The sequence below is a fragment of the Vibrio xiamenensis genome (assembly GCF_900100015.1).
Classification (GTDB): domain Bacteria; phylum Pseudomonadota; class Gammaproteobacteria; order Enterobacterales; family Vibrionaceae; genus Vibrio; species Vibrio xiamenensis.
In genome coordinates this window covers 100,729-120,440 of the sequence record NZ_FNDD01000008.1, presented here as the reverse complement: position 1 = coordinate 120,440, position 19,712 = coordinate 100,729, and the positions used below count along the sequence as shown (strand labels likewise).

The window sequence follows — 19,712 nt, the reverse complement described above, 5'->3', positions numbered from 1 at the left end:
GGTTCCTTATAATGATTCCAAAAACGCGATAAGCGCGGCTCTTTCCTGACGATTAAAATTTAGCACTTTTTGTGTCGCACTTTGTGCTTCCCCGCCATGCCATAAAATGGCTTCCAATAAGTTACGCGCGCGGCCATCGTGCAAAAACTGAGTATGGCCATTGACCTCTTGAGTGTAACCAATCCCCCACAAAGGCGGCGTGCGCCACTCACGGCCACTCGCTGCAAATTCGGGGCGGTTATCCGCCAACCCTTCCCCCATGTCATGCAGCAACAGATCCGTATAGGGACTGATGGTTTGGTTCGACAAACTCGGCAGCCCATCGCGTAATCCGGTCGTAACACTTGGCTTATGACACGCCGCGCATCCGGCACTGGCAAATAATTGCTGACCATGCACAACCTTAGGGTCGTCGATATTACGACGCTTAGGCACGCCAAGGTGTTGACTATAAAACTCGACAAAGTTCAGTATCTTATCACTAACTTCCTTGTCACCACCATTAGGCAACTGATTGCAAACTGGCTGTTTATCTGTGCAATTTTCGCTCTGGAACAAACGACTGGTCAAACCGACGTCGCCATGAAAAGCCGCCGCATTTTGCTGCATCAAACTCGGCTGGCCAGCTTTCCAGCCAAATCGGCCGATGACGGTCGCTTGCTTATCGATACTCCAAACTCGGTTAACTCGCCCGGAAACACCGTCGCCATCACTATCATTTGGGTCTTGCCACTCGAGTAACGTTTGGTCGCTAATGCTTTCCAACAGTCCAAGGCCGATCATCGGCGGTGCGATACGCGCCGACATCATGGTATCGGGATGCATCGGACCATAGCCAAGCTGGGTAATCGAAAACTGTGGTTTACGCAGCGTTACAACCGTACCATCGGCGAACGTGCGCGTGTGTTGCTGATATTGCCATTTTACCTGCCCTTCCGGCGTTTGGTTGGGCAAAGCAAAATCTTGCAATTGATCACCATAGGTTGGCTCCGGCACCACACCAAACGTCTTCAATAACGCTTTTTGCTCAGACGTAACCGCCGGAATACTCAGACGGATCAGCATCGATACCGCGTTACTGTCGCCCGGCTCAGGAGGATGACCACGGCCATCTTTGATATGGCAGTTCTGACAACCATTGGTGTTAAATAAGGGGCCTAGCCCATCGCGGGCATCGGTTGTGGATGGCGCTTGCACCCAAGGATTGCGAAAAAAGCTATTGCCCACACTAAAATCCAAGCGTTTGGTTAACGGCAAGTTTTGTGCAGGAAGCGAATAGGCATTAGCGCCACTTTTATTAACTGTGGTATCACCACCAGATTTGAGTTGATACGCGCTGGCATTGGCCATCGCACATACACTCAATACAACAGGTGTTAAAAACGCACGCATGAAAGTCTCACACTGAAAAAGTTAAAAGCACAACATCATGTTGATCGATTCCTTAAGGTTGAAACCAGAATAGACCAAATCACGATCGATAGAAGCACAAAAAGGGCTCATTGAGCCCTTTGATTCGTGACCGACCAACGATTAAAACTCGTGGTCTGCAGTATCTGGGTTTAAGCTGTCGATACCGATGAGTTTCGCTGCCTGCTCAATCGAACCGGTTTGCGCCACTAATGACATGATGGTGTCGTTCACCAACGCATTGCCTTGCGCATTGCCCGCCGCAATCAACTGGTCAAAATGCACATTGTTGTCTTCTGCTGACTCCACCAATTTGTGAACTTGGCCACGAGTGACATCAAACTGGCTTTGAATTTTCTTCGCTTGAGCTGCATCTTTCTGAGCCACCAAATCGTACAGGCTAGGGCCAGATAGCAAAGTGCCATCGGTACGTTTGTACAAGCCAGTAAAGACGTTATAGATGCCTTGCTCGTTGTAGTAGTGTGAGTTGTGAGTGTTATCAGAGAAACAATCGTGCTCATCTTCGGTCGAGTTTGCCTCCAACGCGACTTTCATACGCTCACCAGCAAGTTCACCCAAAGACAAAGAACCCATACCAAACAGCATTTTACGTAAACCATTTTGCGCTGACTCATTAAGTAGGGTTTGGCGATAGTTGCCCGAAACTTTGCTCGACCACTGTTTCTCCATCCACTCTAGGTCTTGTACCAGCAGGTCCGCAGTGGCTTGTAGGTATGCAGCGCGGCGATCGCAATGACCGTTAGTACAACCATTACCTTGAACATAATCGGTATACGGACGTTCACCAGCGCCCGGCTCAACGCCGTGCAAATCTTGGCCCCACAACAGGAACTCAATGGCGTGATAACCTGATGCAACGTTGGCTTCTGAACCACCAAGCTCGTTAAGGTCAGCAATCAGTTGCGGCGTAATCTTCGCCACATCCACTTTTGATGCGCCAATCGTCAGTTCGGTCTTAGCCACGATGTTTGCGTTCGCACCCTCATTACCCAATTCGTATTGGTAATCATCAGCGACGTAATCGATCAATCCTTCATCCAGTGGCCATGCGTTTAACTGCCCTTCCCAATCATCGACAACGGCGTTACCAAAACGGAATACTTCAGACTGTTGGTACGGAACGCGAGCATCGAGCCAAGCTTGCTTCACTTCGATGAGCTTAGCTTGTGATGGAGAGGCAATAAAAGATTGAATTTTTTGATCGAGAACTTGAGCAGTCGTTAGTGCGTCTGCATAAACCGAGTGAGCAATGTCCGCGTAATGTTCGACCACTTGCTTTGGCGTGACATCAGCCGCCAGCACTGAACTGCTGCCCAGTAATAGTGAAGTCGCGACACAGCGAGACAGAAGAGTTTTCATCTTCATTGAAGGTCTTCCTTGTTGATTGATGTTATTAGTATGATACTGAAAATTATTATCATTTACAGTTTAAGCGCAAATCATACGAATTTAGACATTTTTTGCAACACAGACATAAAAAAAGCCCCATAAAATGAGGCTTCTATCAATAAAGAGCGAAAAAATTACAGCTTGAGAGTGTGCTTTCCGTGAGAAATTTTCGCTTTTAAGTAACTCTCGTTACCCTCTTTAAGGTGAGCTGCAGTGTTCACCACTTCAACAATTTCAATACCATTGTCTTTAAGGTCGCGAACTTTCTTAGGATTGTTCGTCACCAGACGAATTTTGTTTACCCCAAGTGCCTGCAGCATTTGCGCCGCTTCGGTAAACTCGCGTAAATCATCACCAAAACCAAGATGATTATTGGCTTGATAGGTATCCATGCCTTGGCTTTGTAACTTGTACGCATCGATTTTATTGTACAACCCGATGCCACGCCCTTCTTGGCGCAAATACAAAATAATCCCGCCGAGATCGCCCATGCGGTTGATGGTTTCTTCAAGTTGTTCACCGCAATCGCAGCGAGAAGAATGGAATACATCGCCCGTCAAACATTCGGAGTGCATTCGCACTAGAGGCACATCCATGGTTGAATCTGCGTGTTTGAAGATGACAGCGACATGTTCTTTTTCGGTTTTTAGCCCGGTAAATGAAAGGATTTCGGCTTCGATGTCACTTTTGGCACCGACTTTAAAATCTACTCTGGCTCTTACTTCCGCCATATATACACTCACTTGAATCAATACTTGTTGTTGTTCTTGTTGTTAAACTCTGAACGCTGCTGTAACTATGGGGATCAATACTATGAAAATCAACGCTTGAATAACGATTGTTATAATATAACAATTAATTATTTAGGCAATAAAAAACCCCGATAAGGTCTTATTATCGAGGTTTATTAGATGGTTAGCGAAGAAAACCTGTCAATGGGACTGTTTTTTCTTCCAGATATTCAATTCAACCCAGAGATGCTCAAGCTCTCTGATCTCTTCTTCAGTCAGTACCGAGAGTGTCGGTTGCGAATGTGGCAAAGTGTATGCTTGCAGAGAACTGAGCTGCGCATAAAAGTCTTTCTTTAATTGTGTCACTATCGATTCCACTGACATATCCTAGTCAACCATTATAAATAGTCTGATGTTGTTCTTAGTAAATAATACTAGATTACATTTTTGATGTTTGACAAAAAATAATTTATGGAATGTTTATCACAGTAAATAAGTATACCGATTTAAGCCTTTAATTGAATATTTGAAGTCGTCGTTTCTACATAGAAATTTTAACCAAAATAACCAATGTGACATTGATGCAAATTGCATTATTCACAACTTCTTCGTGGTCAAATTTTGCAACGAAAAAGCCGAGCAAACCAGATGGGTCTTCTAAAGACATAACCGAATGTCAGTAAACCAATATTTTGTATTTGATCTATTTCAGGATCCTATTGTTGGATTTATTCACTTATAAATGATCAAAATACTGAGATAAAAAAAGCAGCTTTCGCTGCTTTTTTTATGAACGATGACCTATTTTAACTTGGCCTTTTGAATCAAACCACAAAGCTTCGCTGCGGCGACGTCCTATCAAGATCGGTCCGTCATCATAAAATAAAAAATTCTTCCAATGCTTTTTAAATACCGACCATTTGGTTTCAATGATGTTGTATTTCTCGTAGCAGAAATAGATTGTCACATCGTCTTGCCAATCGATCGCCGTGAGTATGGCCTCTGGCAGGCTATCATGGTCCGATTCCCATTCATCCATCCAACTGACACTTTGACGCCAATTGCTTGGTTTTTCAGGCCAATCACTTGAGCTAAAGCGCTCAGAGTCCGGGCTTTGCGGGCTAATTTGCTCTTTCCACAACTGAGCAGCACGCGCTGGCTCCATAGGCTTAATCTGTGCTAAATCCTCTTGCGGCACAGGCATAGATTGGTGGGTGAAAATCCATTTTCTTTGGTAATTATCCAAAGCGATATAAGACATTCAGTCTCCTTGACTATTCTTTTAACCAGCCGCTTTTCGCTGCTTGGTCGATAATTTGTTGGGCTTTTTGCCACAACGCCGCCGAGCCGAATTCAATTTTTTGATTTACGCTCAGCGCTTGCTGTTTTGTAACTTGATTCTCAATCCAGCCAATGCCTTGATTGTGATAATTGAGTAGCATTGGGATCAGCCGGTCGAGCGATTTAGCAAACTGGGCATCGGCGCTTTCAGCGCGTTCAAACTCAAGCCAGAGTGCGTGAAGCTCTGCCCCTTGATCATCGGGTAGCATAGCAAATAATCTGTCTGCTGCTTGATACTCTTTGGCTTGTTGCTGCTTTATTGCTTCTTGATCATAAACCAACACATCACCGGCATCGATTTCAACAATATCGTGGAGTAATAGCATCTTTACCACGCGTGCAATATCCACCGGACGATTGGCATGCTCTTCAAGCAGCAGTGCCATCAAAGCCACATGCCAGCTGTGCTCTGCACTATTTTCCAATCTGTCTTGGGCGGATTTAATCCGTGTGCGGCGTAAAACTGTTTTTAGCTTGTCTAACTCAATAAGCAAAGACAGCTGCTTTTCTAATCGTGGCAACGCGATTATTCCTTAATCCAATCAGGGTTGGTTAAAGAGGTTAAAATATGATCTTCCCAACGATCATCGATTAATAAATAATCTTGCGCTTCACCCTCTTTTTTAAATCCAACCCGTTCAAGTACCGCACCGCTTTTGACATTTTTTGGCATGTACGCCGCCATTAAGCGATGCATGTTTTGCACCTTAAACATATAATTGACGGCCAGAGATAATGCTTGAGTCATGATGCCATTTCCTTGCGCTTTTTCGGCAAGAGAATAGCCGACATTACAAGCATAAAAAGGAAAACGGCTCATATTGCTGAATGAAATAGTCCCCAGCATCGCCAAACTTGCTCGGTCTTGAATCACTAAGTAATAGCCAAGCCCCATCTTGTGAAGCTCGTTTAATTTAATCAGCCGCTGCGTCCAACCATCAACACGGAAAAATGCGTGTTCGCGTTTCGGTTCAAACGGTTTTAAATAGTCTCGATTGGTGTTGAAATAATCGACAATCATAGCGGCATCGGTCACCTCAGCGGTGCGAACAATGATATTTTCATTGCGTTCGTAAACTTGGGTCGGTGTACTTAATCGTTCCATTATTTTTTTCTAATTCCATATTCGCGAAGCTTGTTCGCAATCGATGTGTGTGAGACGTTCAGCCGTTTGGCGAGCTTACGGCTGGAAGGGAAAGACTGATACAAGCGCTCCAGCACTTGGGACTCATAATTTTTCATGATGTCGTCAAGCGGGCCGTCGAGATTAATGCTCTGCCCCACAGCGCCATTGTTATCCACTTGCGGCAGATGGAACAGTTCAGCGCTTAGATATTGCCCTTCAAGCTCTGTCAAAGCACGCAGCACCATGTTATCAAGCTGACGCATATTGCCCGGCCAGCTGTAATTACTCAATTGATCAACTAAGTCGTCGGCCAATTCCGGCTTACGGATACCCAGTTGTTTGCTGTATTTGGCAATAAACAACTCAAGCAGCGGCGCAATATCGTTGGCACGTTCACGCAGCGGTGGAATACTCAGAGTTAACACGTTCAAGCGGTAAAACAGATCTTCACGAAACGATTTAGACTCTGCAAGTTCAGCCAAGTTGTGACGTGTTGAGGCAATCACTCTTACATCGACGTGGATTTCATGCTCTTCACCCACCCGGCGAAAGGTTCCGTCTTGCAAAAAGCGCAGCAATTTGATCTGCAGATGCGGGCTCATCTCGCCGATTTCATCTAAAAATACGGTGCCGCCATCGGCTTGCTCAAAGATGCCTTTTTTGCCCTGCTGGTGATTAAACGAACCCGGCGCATGACCAAACAGCTCGGTTTCGGCCACATCATCAGGCATCGAGGCGCAACTTAACACCAAAAATGGATTAGCTCCGCGCTCAGAACGATTATGACAAGCGCGCGCCAGCATCTCTTTGCCGGTACCCGTTTCGCCTTGAATCAGCAGCGGTCTGTCAAGAAACGCGAGTTTCTTTGCTTGGCTTATCAAGCTTTTATGACGATTGGAAACACCAACAAAATGGTCAAAGCCCAAACTGTTGTGCTGCGGCAGCGCATCGTCGAAAACATTTTTTTGCTCGGCGGAGCGAATGATCATCACCGTACTCGCCAGAATCGACTCTGAGGTTTCACTGGAAATGTACACGGGCATAAATTCAGCGATGTAGTCGAGCCCATTAATCACGATGTTTTCTCGCTGACGAGTAATCGGCCCTTCCACCCACTTGGAGAAATTAAACATCGGAATCAAAGCGCTGACTTGCTGGCCGAGAATCTCGCTGTGCTCTAAATTGAGCAAACTGAGCGCGGCGTGATTGGCCATATCGACCTGACCTTTAAGGTCAATCGCCAATACTGGATCGGGAAGGTTATTGAGCAGCGAAATCAGTTCGGTGTTATGCCGTTCCATTGGCATAAACGGAATTTTACGAACGTCTTTAACTCCTGAAATACGTCGAATTTCGGCCATCAACCCGCTGAAAGTATCGAAATCAATGTCCGGGCAGTTGAGATAAATAATCCCTACCACATCAATTTCGATGCCGCGTAAGTCGATGTTTTTCGACGCCAGAATATCCAATAGCTCACGGGTTAAGCCGAGCCTGTCTTCACAAGTCACTTCGAGGCGCAAAATAGATTCCTAGTTAAGGTGTCAGGAAAAGTTGACAGTAGTTTCTATCAAGCGCGAATAAGCGTCAAGCAACACAAAGGCTTGGCTGTTACTTCAATCACTATTTGGCGGTAATTGCGCTAATTTTCGCCACTATTTGTTTGCGAATTGAGCTGAGTTTCACTTTTCTATCCGCTTGCCAAGGGATCGGGCGTAAAAGCCCCATCGCTTTTAACCCCAAACGGGCGGTGAGAATCCCCACTCCAATACCCTGTCCTGCGCGGGCGGATAATTTTCCCGCCAGATCCATCGACATTAAGTCCATTCCCGCATGCACCGCCACTTCGCTCACGCCAGCAAACGCCATATTGACCAGCACACTCTTAAACAGTTTTAAACGTGACCAATAACCAAGCTCAACGCCATACTCCGCCGCCAGTTGATTGATCATCGCAAGGTTGCGCCAAGCCACCAACAGCATATCTGCAAGCGCTAACGGACTCACTGCTACCAGCAGCGCCGATTCGGTCGCATACTTAGTGACAATGTCACTGGCACGTTTATCTTGCTCACACACCACCATTGCATCGTACATATCGAGAATTTCAGCGTCGCTGTGTGTATCGTTAACACTGTGTATCCAGCGATCGTAGGCTGGCGATTCAGGCAGTACCTCGCTCTCTTTAGCCAGTTGCTGACAAAAAGCTTTGCCTTTACCGATGCCATCGCTAGCGAGCATTTTCTCGCTCTGCTCTTGAATCGAAAAGTGATGGCGCAATGCTTTAAGCTTCCATAGCTCTCTCGCAAGTGCGCCGATGCCCATTGATGCAAGCAAGGTAATAAAGCCGGTCCAGCCGAGCGTCAACCAATCTTGCTGATTAAAGGCCTGAATCACGGAATCCACCGCCTGCCATGCCACTAAGCCGCTAAATGCAGTCAGAAGCCCGCCAGCAAGCCAATTACGGCGCTTTTTAGGACGAATGATTTTCTCTATCTGCAGCACAGAATGCGTCGACTCACTCTCTTCAATCGCCGTAGGCACAAAGCTTTCGGTTTTTTCGAATTTTTGCTGCGCAGTAAGCTCTGCCTGCTCGGCGTTATCATCGCTAAGCGTTTGCTGATAAACGCGTTTTTGTTTCAAATCGCTCATCGCAGTTTATCTCCAATTAGGTAGTCCAACGCTTTATCTAAACGAATATGTCGCATTGGCTCATCGGCGAGCATCGGCATCGGCCGAAAAGAAGTGTATTCAAAGCCGTATTGCTGCCAATAATCCGCCGCCGGCAATTTCTCCGGCACTTCACCCGGGAATACTGTCAGTCTCTGCCCGGATTCGGTGTCGCCTTGAATCGCGGGTAATTGCTCGCCATCTTGGTTGATAAAGCCCGCTTGCGTGGCCTGAATCGAAGCGATGCTCATGCAACTCATATCAATATTTTCATACGCCGCAGTTTGCCATGCCGGATGTACCATCTGCTTAAGTAGTGCGGTTAAGTGGCTGTGCTGCTCAGGAGTAACATGGTCCGCTTTCGTGGCGGCAAATAATATGCGGTCGATTTTAGGCGCAAACAAACGGCGCAGTAAGCTGCTCTTACCATATTCAAAACTGTGCATTATCTGTTCAAGCGCGCTGCGCATGTCAGCAAACGATTCACGACCTTGGTTAAGCGGAGTAAGGCAATCGACCAACACAATTTGGCGGTCAAAGGTCGAAAAGTGATGTTTGTAAAACGCCTTGACCACTTTTTGCTGATACTGCTTATAACGCGCTTGCAGCATCGCATAATGACTGTGTTTACCTGCTTCGCCGTTCGGTGCTTTACAAGGAAAAAACTGCAGCACTGGCGCGCCTTCAAGCTCGCCCGGTAAAACAAAGCGCCCCGGTTGAACCCAGTGTAGCCCCGCATCTTTACACGCAAACAGATAGTCGGTGTATTTTTTAGCCACCAGCTGCAACTGCTTTTCATCGGCTTCGGCAGTTAAATCCAGCGCATCTAAGGCGCTAAGCCAATCACTCGCCAGAGTTTGGCGAACACCGGTTAACGCCTCAAATTGGCTTTTGGACCAAGTATCAAAATCCATATCCAACAACGGCAAATCCAGCAGCCATTCGCCCGGATAATCGATGATGTCGATATTCAATGTCGAGGTTGAACTGAGCAACCGCTTAGTGCGGCTTTTAGTGCGATATTTAAGTGACAAGCGAATTTCGCTGACATCTCGGGTGGGCTTAGGCCACATAGGAGGTTCGGATTGCAGATGCCCCATCGCTTCATCGTAAGCAAAACGTGGCACCATCAAGTTGGTTTGCGGCACTCGCTTGGCGCCGATAAGGCGTTTATCACGCGCCGCATTAAGCAGCGGCAAGTTATCGTGAGTGGAAGTGTGCAGCAATTGATTGACCAATGAGGTAATGAACGCGGTTTTACCCGCGCGCGATAAACCAGTCACGGCAATTCTTACATGAGAGTCCAATGTACGGCTAAGAAAGTCATTCACTTCTTGAGTAAGATTCTTCATCGCGGATTCAATTATCCTTATGGCTAAAAAATAATAACCTTATGGTTAAAATATATAAGTTGGGGCAGATTTGAGTTTAAGCAACCCCAGCACCAAGTCGAGCTTAACCGCCGCAAGCTTAACCTCAACTGAACACAGCGCCGGTTTGAGGGCGTAGATTTATGCTAAATCAGCACATTAGCCAACTTGGCGACGGACAAAAAAGCCTCTGAATGACGTCAGAGGCTTTATCTCAAAGCGACTTACAAGGCAAAGCCTTTAGTCGTCTTCAATCAATTTATAGATAACAAACAGCGCAATTTCTAAAAACGCCCACAGCACACAGGTAATGGTAACGTACTTATCATCAAACACGCTGATGCCATGAAGTATCAAGTCATAGCCAACAAAGACGCCAACTACAACGGCAAAAATGATCTGCAAAATCTGTATAAAACGAGGCATCTTTTTCTCCCGCTAAGTCATTCCAATCGCATCAAGCATGATGCTAATGCCTTAGTATATAGACAAAAAGTGCAGCTTTCGCCGCACTTTTGTCAAATTATGACCAATAAAATCAGCACTTTGATGCAATCTTATTTTTGTTACGCATCCATTTCAGCGATCTTGACTTTCCAAGTATCTGGGCCAATTTGGTGAGCGTTGGCGCCATTGGAATCCACCGCAACGGTGACTGGCATATCTTCGACTTCAAATTCGTAAATCGCTTCCATACCCAAATCTTCAAACGCCACCACGCGCGCTTTCTTAATCGCTTTGGCTACCAAATAAGCTGCGCCGCCCACCGCCATCAAATACACCGCTTTGTGGTTTTTGATGGATTCAACGGTGGCAGGGCCGCGTTCGGCTTTACCGATCATGCCAAGAATGCCGGTTTGATCGAGCATCATGTCGGTAAACTTATCCATACGAGTTGAGGTTGTTGGGCCTGCTGGGCCAACCACTTCATCACCGACCGCATCCACTGGGCCAACGTAATAAATAAACTTACCTTTCAAGTCAACGCCTTCTGGTAAGCCTTCACCACTTTCCAGCATGCTCTGAATGCGTTTATGCGCCGCATCACGACCGGTGAGAATTTTGCCTGATAGCAGCACGGTTTCGCCGGTTTTCCACTCAAGAATATCGTCTTTGGTTACGCTATCGAGATTAACACGACGAGTGTTCGCGCCGGCTTCCCAAGTGATGTTTGGCCAATCTTCCAATTTCGGTGGCGTCAGCTCAGCTGGGCCGCTGCCATCAAGAGTGAAATGCACATGACGCGTCGCCGCGCAGTTTGGAATCAAGCACACCGGTTTTGACGCCGCATGAGTTGGCGCGGTTTTAATTTTTACATCCACTACGGTCGTCAAACCGCCAAGACCTTGCGCGCCAATACCGAGTTTGTTGACGCGATTGAAAATGTCCAAACGCAGCTCTTCTTCTGCGTTACTTGGACCTTTCTCGATAAGCTCTTGAATATCGATGTGTTCCATCAAGGATTCTTTAGCAAGAACCGCCGCTTTTTCCGCCGTGCCGCCGATACCTATACCCAGCATACCCGGTGGACACCAACCTGCGCCCATCGCTGGTAAGGTTTTTTCTACCCATTCTGCGATGTCGTCGGATGGGTTAAGCATGGCCATTTTGGTTTTGTTTTCACTACCGCCGCCCTTGGCCGCGATTTGAATCTCGACTTTGTCGCCCGGTACCATGTTGATGTGAACCACAGCTGGGGTGTTATCTTTGGTGTTAATTCGCTTGCCGGCTGGGTCCATCAGAACCGAAGCGCGCAATGGGTTATCAGGATTGGTGTAAGCTTGACGTACGCCTTCATCGACCATTTGTTGAACGGTCATATCGGTTGCGTCCCATTGCACGTCCATACCGATGTTTACGAAACAGGTGACAATCCCAGTGTCCTGACAGATTGGTCGGTGCCCTTCTGCCGCCATACGCGAGTTAATCAGAATTTGCGCCATCGCGTCTTTCGCCGCTTGGCTTTGCTCTTTGTGATAGGCTTTTTCTAGGGCTTGGACAAAATCTAAAGGGTGATAGTAAGAAATGTATTGAAGCGCATCAGCGACACTGCTGATCACATCCTGCTTGCGAATTACCGTCATTGCATGCCTCGTTATTGTTATGCTTCCAGTAGGGACGACGCCGTTCCACTCCTCCTCGCCGCGCCCATTAACGTAAGCCAAATCAGGTTGCCGCTGAGCGGAAGTAGCCGCTTTTGTTCGGGTTATGATACTCTTGCTTTCCCAAACACGCCAATCGGCGATCGATTTCTTTGTCACAAATTAAACAAATGAATAACAACAAGCCAAATCATATACAAATCAAGACGCTCAACTACCAAAATCAGCTAGCTGCGACGCTTTTTAGCCCGATATCCCATCAGCCTTGGGCGATGTTATTACGCTCTGCGTCGACCTCCCATATCGACAGTCGTTTTGATATTTTGGTCGCCAATCCGATCGCCACGCTCATCACCATCGGTGAGCAAACAACCATTCAAGACCAAGGTGAACGCCGAGTCTCTACACAAGACCCATTTAGCCTGATTGCGCAGTTGCAACACCAATATTTGCCTGACATCGAGTTTGAACAAGCCGAATTACCGTTTGTTGGCGGCGCGTTAGGGTATTTTGCCTATGATTTGGGACGCCGAGTTGAGCAGATTCCCGCCCTCGCCGAGCGTGACATCGATGCGCCAGATATGGCGGTTGGAATTTACGAATGGGCGGTGATTGTTGACCATAAGACTCAGCAAGCTTGGGTTGTGGGCCAAAATGTTGAGCAGCATTATGCATGGTTAAGCGCGCAAACCGCAGCGATTGAATCTCCGTTTGCCCTCACTCAAGCGTGGCAATCGAACATGACGCGCGACAGTTACCAGCACAAGTTTGAGGCGGTACAGCACTATCTACACTCCGGCGACTGCTATCAAATCAATTTGGCTCAGCGTTTTAGCGCCGAATATCAAGGCAGTGAATGGCAAGCGTATTGCGCGTTGGAAGCGCACAACTTAGCGCCGTTTTCAGCGTTTATTCGCCTTGATGAGTGCGCCATTTTAAGCGTTTCTCCAGAGCGATTCATTTCCCTTGCTCAGCGTGATATCGAAACCAAACCGATTAAAGGCACCATGCCGCGCAAAGCAGATGCCAATCAAGATGCCGCTAATGCCGCCAAACTCGCTGGGTCAGAAAAAGATCAAGCTGAAAACTTAATGATCGTCGATTTACTGCGTAATGATATCGGTCGCGTGGCTGCCCCGGGGAGCGTTTCGGTGCCAAAACTGTTTGAGATTGAAAGCTTTCCTGCAGTGCATCATTTAGTGAGTACCATTCGCGCGACGTTGGATACTCAATACCAAGCCACTGACCTGCTGCGCGCCGCTTTTCCTGGCGGCTCAATTACTGGTGCGCCGAAAGTGCGCGCTATGGCAATTATTGAGGAGCTCGAACCGCATCGACGCAGCGTCTATTGTGGTAGCATCGGCTACATTAGCCGCCATGGCAAAATGGATACCAGTATTACCATTCGCACGCTGATCGCAACCGAGCAAACGCTTTATGCGTGGGGCGGCGGCGGCGTGGTAGCCGACAGTAAGTGTGGCGCTGAATATCAGGAAACGCTCGACAAACTGAGCCGAATTTTACCAGTGCTGTCTGCGCTGAGATAACTGAAAACGGCTAAAACAGCCCTTTTCACCGCTCGTATTCGCTTGCTTTTTGTCTATGATTATTAGAGGCTTAATTCGTACTTCGCGCGTATTAAGCTTCTAGTTCAACAATGGAAGTCGTTTAAGGAGCATTTCGCTCACGGATAGATTGAAGCCAGCACCACTTTGTTGCCTACCCATATTGCTATCCACCGAATCGCGTGCAAACTAAGGAGTGATTGTGGAGAATCTCATGACTCGCAGTGAATTATTACAACAATTTCAACTCCATCCCCCAGCCGATTACCATCGCCAAGCGGTGGCCCGCGTCGCCCATTTTAAGCCGCAAGAACTCAGAAAAGCCGCTGTGCTCATCGGTTTTGTCGAACGTCCCAGTGGATTACACGTTATTTTTACTAAACGAGCGGCACACTTAAAGCACCACCCTGGGCAAATCAGTTTTCCGGGCGGAAAGTTTGAAGACAGCGATATCACTTTAGATGCAACTGCGCTGCGAGAAACTCAAGAAGAAGCAGGCATTGGCCGAGAATCGGTGAACATTTTTGGCCAGATGCCGGAGCTTGCTACCATCAGCCGATTCACCGTCACCCCCTTTCTAGCGTTTGTTTCCCCAGATTACCAGCCTCATATCGACCCTAACGAAGTCGAGCAGCTGTTCGAAGTGCCAGCCGATATCGTACTTGATCCACGCGAGCTTCACAGTCACAGCTTTCAAATTAAAGGCCGTCGCCATACCGTATTTGGGATAAGTTACCAAAACCATTTTATTTGGGGTATGACCGCTCAAGTGATTCAAGCGCTGCAAAAACAGTTTCATTACTTTAAGTAGCGATTTTTACCACTTACGTAAGATAACCGTTTACTCGGCCAACAGATTGGCTTTTTCTGGAATAAGATGGCGACAGCTGTAACTAACGTGATGTTTTTGCGTTATATTTTTCATTCTGTTCTTTTACTCACTGGCAATATTTCCACTATAAATCATGGTGTTTGACGCTACTTTACCTACTTTTACACTTACTTCCCTTTGTCTATACACCACATTCTTGTATAAAAAGGCAATGGTATCGTTCCAACATATCCATGTCTTGACTAAGGCATTCATCCGTCACCTAAAAAGCACATTATGAATAAAAAAATTGTCTCTATTACTGCGGTATGTCTTATCGCAGCAGCAGGTGTTGGCTACACCTTTTTAAAACCTTCAGAGCCGCAGCTCAATTTTGCTTCTGAACCGGTACAACGAGGAAACATTGAAGACACAGTGCTGGCTAACGGTATGCTGCAAGCATCAAAATTGGTAAGCGTCGGTGCGCAGGTTTCCGGCCAAATTGACGAGTTGCCAGTCAAGTTAGGCGATGAAGTCAAAGAAGGCGATTTAGTTGCACAGATCGACAGCTTAACTCAGCAAAACAGTCTGAAAGACGCCCAAGCATCACTTGGCAGTTTGCAGGCGCAGTATGAAGCGAAACAAGCGCAGATCAAGCAAGCGACCTATGAATACAAGCGCCAGAAAAACATGCTGTCGGCCAAAGCCAGTTCGCGCACCGATTATGAAACCGCCGAAGCGAATTTAGCCGTCTATAAAGCCGAGCTAAAACAGCTCGATGCAGAAATCGATCAAGCGATCATCAGTGTTGATAATGCCAAACTCGACTTAGGCTACACCACCATTAAAGCGCCGATGTCGGGCACTGTGGTGTATACCGCCGTCGCAGAAGGTCAAACCGTTAACTCAAATCAAACTACGCCAACCATTATCGAAATGGCAAACCTTGATGTGATGACGGTTAAAGCGCAAATTTCCGAAGCCGACGTGATCAATGTTCACCCAGGCCAAAAAGTCTATTTTACGATTCTTGGTCGCCCTAATAAGCGCTATGAAGCGACGCTAAAAGCCATTGAACCAGGTCCAACCTTAATGGACGGCGATGATAACGATCTCGAAGTCAGCGACGACGAAGCGGTGTACTACTACGGCCTATTTGACGTTGAAAACCCAAATCGCGAACTGCGTATCGGTATGACGGCGCAAGTTTCCATCATTTTGAATAAAGCGGATAACGCGCTGATTGTGCCGGCGCAAGTGCTGATTCGCACGCCAAAAGGCTATCAAGTTCCGGTACTGAAAAATGGCCAAATTGAACACCGTGACGTCAAAGTCGGTATCAATAACAAAGTCAGCGCTGAAATTACTTCTGGCTTAAACGATGGCGACGAAGTGGTACTGGGCGAAACCAAAGCCGGCAGTGGAGACTCTTCACGTCGCCGTGGACCACCAATGGGATTCTAAGTGATGAGTGAACCGCTATTAAAAATTTGCGACATTTCTCGTACCTTCCCCGCCGGTGATGAAACCTTGACCGTGCTCAACAAGGTCAATCTGACCATAGAGCGCGGCGAAATGGTGGCGATTGTCGGTGCCTCTGGCTCTGGGAAATCGACATTAATGAATATTCTTGGCTGCCTAGACCAACCTTCTGACGGCAGTTACTGGATTAATGGTCGCGATACCTCGACGTTAGACGCTGCGCAACTTGCTGAGCTGCGCCGCGAATATTTTGGCTTTATTTTTCAGCGCTATCATTTACTTGGCGATTTGACTGCGGTGCAAAATGTAGAAGTTCCCGCGGTGTACGCCGGCCAAGATAAAGTCTCACGCCTTGAACGTTCTCAAGCGCTGCTAACGCGGCTGGGTTTGGAAGAGCGTTTAGACCATAAGCCGAATCAGCTCAGTGGCGGTCAGCAGCAACGTGTGTCTGTAGCACGCGCGCTGATGAATGGTGGTGATGTCATTTTGGCCGATGAGCCAACCGGCGCCCTTGACAGTAAAAGCGGCGAAGAGATGATGACGCTACTGCAAGAGTTGCATCAAATGGGTCACACCATCATTTTGGTAACTCACGACATGAAAGTCGCCGAGCATGCCGAGCGCATTATCGAAATCAAAGATGGTGAGATTCTCAATGACTCCAGTGATCACGCTCTTGAACGCCAATCGACGCCGAAGCAAACTCTGGTTCATCGTGAGCAGCAAAAAGGTCAACTCGCGCGCCGCAGTTGGGACAGCTTTTTAGAAGCCTTAAAAATGGCGATGTTGGCGATGTCCAACCACCGTTTACGCACCTTTTTGACCATGCTTGGCATCATTATTGGTATTGCATCAGTGGTCTCGGTCGTCGCGCTGGGTAATGGCTCGCAGCAAGCCATTTTGGCGGACATCTCATCAATGGGCACCAATACCATCGACATTATGCCCGGTAAAGGTTTTGGCGACCGACGTTCTGGGCGAGTACGCACCTTAACGGCAAAAGACGCCGAAGCGATTAAGTCAATGCCGTTTGTTGACAGTGTCACCCCGCAACTGAGCACCAGCGCAACGTTACGCATTTCCAATCAAGCAGTGACCGCATCAATTGTCGGTGTCGGCCCTGAGTATTTTCGCGTGCGCGGCTATGAACTTGCCAGCGGACAATACTGGAACCAAGAGAGCGTGGATAGCTTAGCGCAAGAAGCGGTGATTGATGACAATACCCGTAAGTCGCTGTTTCCAAATAGCTCGCCAATCGGAAAAGTGATTTTTGCTGGTAAATTGCCGGTGCGCATTATCGGTGTCACCAAGCCGAAAGAGAGTGCGTTTGGTAACAGTGACTCGCTGAATATCTGGCTGCCCTACACTACGGTTGGCGGACGTCTAGTGGGACAAAGTTATTTGAACCGCATCTCGGTGCGCGTCAGTGATGCGACACCAAGTGATGCGGCTGAACAGGCGATCATATCACTGCTGAAAATGCGCCACGGTACGGAAGATTTCTTCACCATCAACACCGATACCATTCAGCAAAACATCAAGAAAACCACTTCAAACATGACACTGTTAGTATCAATGATCGCTGTTATCTCACTGATTGTTGGTGGGATTGGAGTGATGAACATCATGCTGGTGTCAGTGACGGAACGAACTCGTGAAATCGGCGTTCGAATGGCAGTCGGTGCGCGTAAATCGGACATTCTGCGCCAGTTCCTAATTGAAGCAGTGCTGGTGTGTATTTGCGGCGGTATTATCGGTATCGGACTTTCGTACGCAATTGGCCTCATCTTCGCCAGCACTGGCAGCAGCTTTAGCATGATTTACTCGACGAATTCGATCATCTCAGCCTTTATCTGCTCGACCTTAATCGGAATTTTGTTTGGCTACATTCCAGCCAAAAACGCCGCGCAATTAAACCCTGTCGACGCACTAGCAAGAGAATAATTTACAATGACTATGGCTAAAACACGCTTTTTTAAACCAACACCGATCGCCACTGTCGTTCTGGCTACCTTGCTGATGTCGGGCTGTGCCATGCGCTCAGACTTCGAAGCACCGCAAGTGGATGTACCACAGGGCTGGGTGCATTCAGACAATCAACACTCGGTGTCGATTGATAAATGGTGGACTCGCTTTGGCGATCCAAAACTTGACCAAATCATTGCCGATGTACTGGCAAAAAATAACGATTTGGCCATGGCAACGCTGACGCTGCGCAAAGCCCGTCTGCAAGCCGACCTTGGTCGCGATGATTACTATCCAGACACCAGCTTGAGCGCCTCTGGTTCAAAAGGCAAATACTTCGATAGTGGCAACACTTCAACCAGTTACAACGCCAGTTTAGGCGTTAGCTATGAGTTGGATTTGTGGGGACGCGTTTCAGCTTACGCGGATCAAGCCAATTGGACCGCGATGGCCACCGAGCAAGACCGCGAATCCACCGCACAAAGTTTGGTCGCAACCACCGCCACCTTATATTGGCAAATTGGCTACCTCAACGATCGCATCGCGCTTGGCGCGAAAAATATTCAAGCCGCCAGAGACACTTTGCAGATGACGCAAAACCAATATGACAATGGTGCGGTATCCAAAGTCAATGTGCTGCAAGCCAAGCAGACGTTAGCGTCGCTGCAAACTCAGCAAAGCCAATATCAGCAACAGTTGGTCGAGGCGCAAAATGCCTTCGCGATTTTATTTGATCAAGCGCCGCAAACCGCGCAGCGCTTGGCAAACTCGCTACCAACCAACCCGTTACCGCAAGTCGAGGTGGGCATTCCCTCTGATTTGTTGGCGCGCAGACCCGATGTCAAAGCGAAACTGTTTGAGCTAAAGGCAGCGCTGGCCAATAAAGATGAAACCGACGCATCATACATGCCATCGTTCACCTTGACCGGCGCGCTTGGCGGCTCTTCAACCGCACTACGTAACTTGCTCAGCGACCCAATTGGCACGCTAGGTGCAGATTTGGCTCTGCCGTTTATTCAGTGGGATGAAATGGGCATCAACAAAGATATCGCTCAAGTTGAGTATCAATCGACCATCATTAATTATCGCCAGACACTCTACGCGGCGTTTCAAGACGTCGATAATGCGCTCTCATCCAAACAGCAACTTGCCTATCAAGCCGAGAAATTGCTTGAGCAGTACCAAAGCGCAGAAGAAGTGGCTCGCATCTATGCCAGCCAATATCAAAATGGCGCCATCCAATTTAGCGACTTACTCGATGCGCAAACCGATGAGCGCGACGCCAAGGCCAGCCTGTTAGAAAACCGCTATAACCAGTACGTTGCGCTTGCCACGCTTTATCAAGCATTAGGTGGCGAAGATGTGATGACAGAAGGCAATTAACCACCCCCGCTACAGCATAGATTCAGCAAATACCAAGTCTCTATGTTGTAGCTCTCTTTTATGAGACAAAGTTCACAACTTTTGTCATCGACATCAAATTGCAACTTACCTAACTCTCCTTCGCTTTAAGCAACTGATATTACTGCCCAAAATATGCAACCACACGCATTAAGATTAATTCCACCCAATAAAAGAAAAATAATAACCAATTGAATTTATTAAGTTTTTAATTAAGAAATATAAAATAGGCAATGAAACGTCAATTTGTGCAGCTCGGATGTTTGGCTAAAATTTTCTGCGATATACCTCTCAGAATAATCAAAACCAATCATTCGAATGAAAAGAC

At 47.4% G+C, this 19,712-nt stretch carries 17 protein-coding genes; 5 read left to right on the top strand and 12 right to left on the bottom strand.

The window, feature by feature from the left end:
* Positions 1-6 precede the first annotated feature (6 nt).
* The 12 genes from BLS03_RS08715 to BLS03_RS08660 form a co-directional block, all read right to left on the bottom strand.
* The gene (locus BLS03_RS08715) at positions 7-1,392 is read right to left on the bottom strand and encodes a di-heme oxidoreductase family protein (protein WP_093272342.1); all 1,386 of its coding nucleotides are present in this window, start codon (positions 1,390-1,392) and stop codon (positions 7-9) included.
* A 141-nt stretch (positions 1,393-1,533) separates the two neighbouring features.
* A complete protein-coding gene (locus BLS03_RS08710) occupies positions 1,534-2,796 on the bottom strand; it encodes an imelysin family protein (RefSeq protein ID WP_093272338.1) in 1,263 nt (420 codons plus the stop codon).
* A gap of 158 nt (positions 2,797-2,954) precedes the next feature.
* Positions 2,955-3,551, bottom strand: a complete 597-nt coding sequence (locus BLS03_RS08705; protein ID WP_093272335.1) for a GTP cyclohydrolase II — start codon at positions 3,549-3,551, stop codon at positions 2,955-2,957.
* Positions 3,552-3,752: 201 nt separating this feature from the next.
* Entirely contained in the window at positions 3,753-3,935 is a 183-nt protein-coding gene (locus tag BLS03_RS08700) for a hypothetical protein (RefSeq protein WP_093272332.1), read from the bottom strand.
* A gap of 403 nt (positions 3,936-4,338) precedes the next feature.
* Positions 4,339-4,812, bottom strand: coding sequence for a DUF2947 domain-containing protein (locus BLS03_RS08695; RefSeq protein WP_093272329.1), 474 nt, complete (start codon positions 4,810-4,812; stop codon positions 4,339-4,341).
* A 13-nt stretch (positions 4,813-4,825) separates the two neighbouring features.
* Entirely contained in the window at positions 4,826-5,413 is a 588-nt protein-coding gene (locus BLS03_RS08690) for an HD domain-containing protein (protein ID WP_093272326.1), read from the bottom strand.
* 5 nt (positions 5,414-5,418) lie between these two features.
* Positions 5,419-5,997: a ribosomal protein S5-alanine N-acetyltransferase gene (gene rimJ / locus BLS03_RS08685; RefSeq protein WP_093272323.1), complete on the bottom strand. Its 579-nt coding sequence runs from the start codon at positions 5,995-5,997 to the stop codon at positions 5,419-5,421.
* On the bottom strand, positions 5,997-7,541 hold the full coding sequence (gene tyrR / locus BLS03_RS08680; RefSeq protein WP_093272321.1) for a transcriptional regulator TyrR: 1,545 nt from the start codon (positions 7,539-7,541) through the stop codon (positions 5,997-5,999). Before tyrR ends, rimJ begins: the two co-directional genes overlap by 1 nt.
* Before the next feature lie 100 nt (positions 7,542-7,641).
* Complete coding sequence (locus BLS03_RS08675) at positions 7,642-8,670, bottom strand: YcjF family protein (RefSeq protein WP_093272318.1); 1,029 nt, start codon at positions 8,668-8,670, stop codon at positions 7,642-7,644.
* Complete coding sequence (locus tag BLS03_RS08670) at positions 8,667-10,040, bottom strand: YcjX family GTP-binding protein (RefSeq protein ID WP_093272316.1); 1,374 nt, start codon at positions 10,038-10,040, stop codon at positions 8,667-8,669. Before BLS03_RS08670 ends, BLS03_RS08675 begins: the two co-directional genes overlap by 4 nt.
* Before the next feature lie 258 nt (positions 10,041-10,298).
* On the bottom strand, positions 10,299-10,484 hold the full coding sequence (locus BLS03_RS08665; protein ID WP_093272313.1) for a hypothetical protein: 186 nt from the start codon (positions 10,482-10,484) through the stop codon (positions 10,299-10,301).
* A gap of 140 nt (positions 10,485-10,624) precedes the next feature.
* Positions 10,625-12,142 (bottom strand): fumarate hydratase, encoded by a 1,518-nt coding sequence (locus BLS03_RS08660; protein WP_093272311.1) that lies wholly within the window; start codon positions 12,140-12,142, stop codon positions 10,625-10,627.
* A 188-nt stretch (positions 12,143-12,330) separates the two neighbouring features.
* Between BLS03_RS08660 and pabB the strand changes: the two genes are divergently transcribed.
* The 5 genes from pabB to BLS03_RS08635 all read left to right on the top strand — a co-directional run bounded on the left by pabB (position 12,331) and on the right by BLS03_RS08635 (position 19,366).
* Positions 12,331-13,707: an aminodeoxychorismate synthase component 1 gene (gene pabB / locus BLS03_RS08655; RefSeq protein WP_093272308.1), complete on the top strand. Its 1,377-nt coding sequence runs from the start codon at positions 12,331-12,333 to the stop codon at positions 13,705-13,707.
* A gap of 232 nt (positions 13,708-13,939) precedes the next feature.
* Positions 13,940-14,536, top strand: coding sequence for a CoA pyrophosphatase (locus BLS03_RS08650; RefSeq protein WP_176765558.1), 597 nt, complete (start codon positions 13,940-13,942; stop codon positions 14,534-14,536).
* Positions 14,537-14,833: 297 nt separating this feature from the next.
* Entirely contained in the window at positions 14,834-16,000 is a 1,167-nt protein-coding gene (locus BLS03_RS08645) for an efflux RND transporter periplasmic adaptor subunit (protein WP_093272304.1), read from the top strand.
* Positions 16,001-16,003: 3 nt separating this feature from the next.
* Positions 16,004-17,962, top strand: a complete 1,959-nt coding sequence (locus BLS03_RS08640) for a MacB family efflux pump subunit (protein ID WP_093272301.1) — start codon at positions 16,004-16,006, stop codon at positions 17,960-17,962.
* A 12-nt stretch (positions 17,963-17,974) separates the two neighbouring features.
* Positions 17,975-19,366, top strand: coding sequence for an efflux transporter outer membrane subunit (locus BLS03_RS08635; RefSeq protein WP_093272514.1), 1,392 nt, complete (start codon positions 17,975-17,977; stop codon positions 19,364-19,366).
* Positions 19,367-19,712 lie beyond the last annotated feature (346 nt).

Bases quoted from the DNA above. Each gene is read 5' to 3' on its own strand.
- rimJ (WP_093272323.1), bottom strand. From the start codon at position 5,997: ATGGAACGATTAAGTACACCGACCCAAGTTTACGAACGCAATGAAAAT.
- BLS03_RS08660 (WP_093272311.1), bottom strand. From the start codon at position 12,142: ATGACGGTAATTCGCAAGCAGGATGTGATCAGCAGTGTCGCTGATGCG.
- BLS03_RS08645 (WP_093272304.1), top strand. From the start codon at position 14,834: ATGAATAAAAAAATTGTCTCTATTACTGCGGTATGTCTTATCGCAGCA.
- BLS03_RS08695 (WP_093272329.1), bottom strand. From the start codon at position 4,812: ATGTCTTATATCGCTTTGGATAATTACCAAAGAAAATGGATTTTCACC.
- BLS03_RS08705 (WP_093272335.1), bottom strand. From the start codon at position 3,551: ATGGCGGAAGTAAGAGCCAGAGTAGATTTTAAAGTCGGTGCCAAAAGT.
- BLS03_RS08710 (WP_093272338.1), bottom strand. From the start codon at position 2,796: ATGAAGATGAAAACTCTTCTGTCTCGCTGTGTCGCGACTTCACTATTA.
- BLS03_RS08715 (WP_093272342.1), bottom strand. From the start codon at position 1,392: ATGCGTGCGTTTTTAACACCTGTTGTATTGAGTGTATGTGCGATGGCC.
- BLS03_RS08675 (WP_093272318.1), bottom strand. From the start codon at position 8,670: ATGAGCGATTTGAAACAAAAACGCGTTTATCAGCAAACGCTTAGCGAT.
- BLS03_RS08635 (WP_093272514.1), top strand. From the start codon at position 17,975: ATGGCTAAAACACGCTTTTTTAAACCAACACCGATCGCCACTGTCGTT.
- BLS03_RS08670 (WP_093272316.1), bottom strand. From the start codon at position 10,040: ATGAAGAATCTTACTCAAGAAGTGAATGACTTTCTTAGCCGTACATTG.
- BLS03_RS08640 (WP_093272301.1), top strand. From the start codon at position 16,004: ATGAGTGAACCGCTATTAAAAATTTGCGACATTTCTCGTACCTTCCCC.
- BLS03_RS08665 (WP_093272313.1), bottom strand. From the start codon at position 10,484: ATGCCTCGTTTTATACAGATTTTGCAGATCATTTTTGCCGTTGTAGTT.
- pabB (WP_093272308.1), top strand. From the start codon at position 12,331: ATGAATAACAACAAGCCAAATCATATACAAATCAAGACGCTCAACTAC.
- BLS03_RS08650 (WP_176765558.1), top strand. From the start codon at position 13,940: ATGACTCGCAGTGAATTATTACAACAATTTCAACTCCATCCCCCAGCC.
- BLS03_RS08700 (WP_093272332.1), bottom strand. From the start codon at position 3,935: ATGTCAGTGGAATCGATAGTGACACAATTAAAGAAAGACTTTTATGCG.